Annotated in this window: 1 protein-coding gene and 1 tRNA gene; both read left to right on the plus strand. The window is 40.2% G+C overall.

Going from position 1 to position 866, the window contains the following annotated elements; translation table 11 throughout:
• Positions 1–173: 173 nt before the first annotated feature.
• Positions 174–259: transfer RNA gene (locus tag M1G14_RS10885), tRNA-Leu, on the plus strand.
• An 80-nt stretch (positions 260–339) separates the two neighbouring features.
• The gene (locus tag M1G14_RS10890) at positions 340–792 is read left to right on the plus strand and encodes a hypothetical protein (RefSeq protein ID WP_049522907.1); all 453 of its coding nucleotides are present in this window, start codon (positions 340–342) and stop codon (positions 790–792) included.
• Positions 793–866 lie beyond the last annotated feature (74 nt).

The following is an 866-nucleotide window of genomic DNA, read 5'->3' on the forward strand; positions in this document are numbered from 1 at the left end:
TTTTACAGCCCTACTCAACTGTGCGGAGGTGGGACGACGAAATCGAATTCTAACGAATTACCGATTTCTGTCCCACTATCACTTTTTGTGAAAAAATGACAAACTCTGAAAAAAGTTTGAAAAAAATCTTGACAAAAAAGTCGTTGATTGATATACTAGTAAGGTACTCAATCGCGGGGATGGCGGAATTGGCAGACGCGCAGGACTAAGGATCCTGTGACCGCTTTAGGTCGTGAGGGTTCAAGTCCCTCTCTCCGCATCGGATTAAGATAGCTTTGGCTATCTTTTTTTGTTTTCAAATCTCTTTGTGGTAGAATAGGTGTGAGATGAGGTGAGAACATGAAGAAGAAGTATCTGGTTTTGGTCGATGGCCTCTTTGCACTATTGGGAAGTGCCATTAATTTTTTCGGTCCTATCCTGATTTTAGCTATGGCGATAGGCGCATACAAGGATACTTTTAGATATTTTATTGCCTTAAACATATGGAATGTTTTCATTTTTTTAGTGGCGATTGCTTCTAAGTATCTGCTCAGAGATGAAAAAAGAATCAAAAAATGGATTCTTCATCTTTTTCTGATAGCAGGCAGTATACTCTTTCTTGCGTCAATCCTTGCAGTGTGTGAGAATATTCCCTTTCTTGAGGGAGTGCTAAACGGACTTCTTGGAAAAATATTTACCGACAGTCAGTTATTTGCTGCTTATTTCTATTCTCAATGGGTTGTAGCAGTACTCCTTGTGATTTGCGGGATCGCCTTTCTCCTTTCGCTAAAAAAAATTAAAGAAGAGAATTGAGAGTGGGACAGAAATCGGTAATTCGTTAGAATTCGATTTCGTCGTCCCACCTCCGCACAGTTGAGTAGGGCTGT

The organism is Streptococcus parasanguinis, assembly GCF_023109675.1.
In the GTDB taxonomy this organism is placed as follows: Bacteria; Bacillota; Bacilli; order Lactobacillales; family Streptococcaceae; genus Streptococcus; species Streptococcus parasanguinis_I.

Excerpts from the sequence above, each read along its gene's own strand:
- M1G14_RS10890 (WP_049522907.1), top strand. The coding sequence starts at position 340 with ATGAAGAAGAAGTATCTGGTTTTGGTCGATGGCCTCTTTGCACTATTG.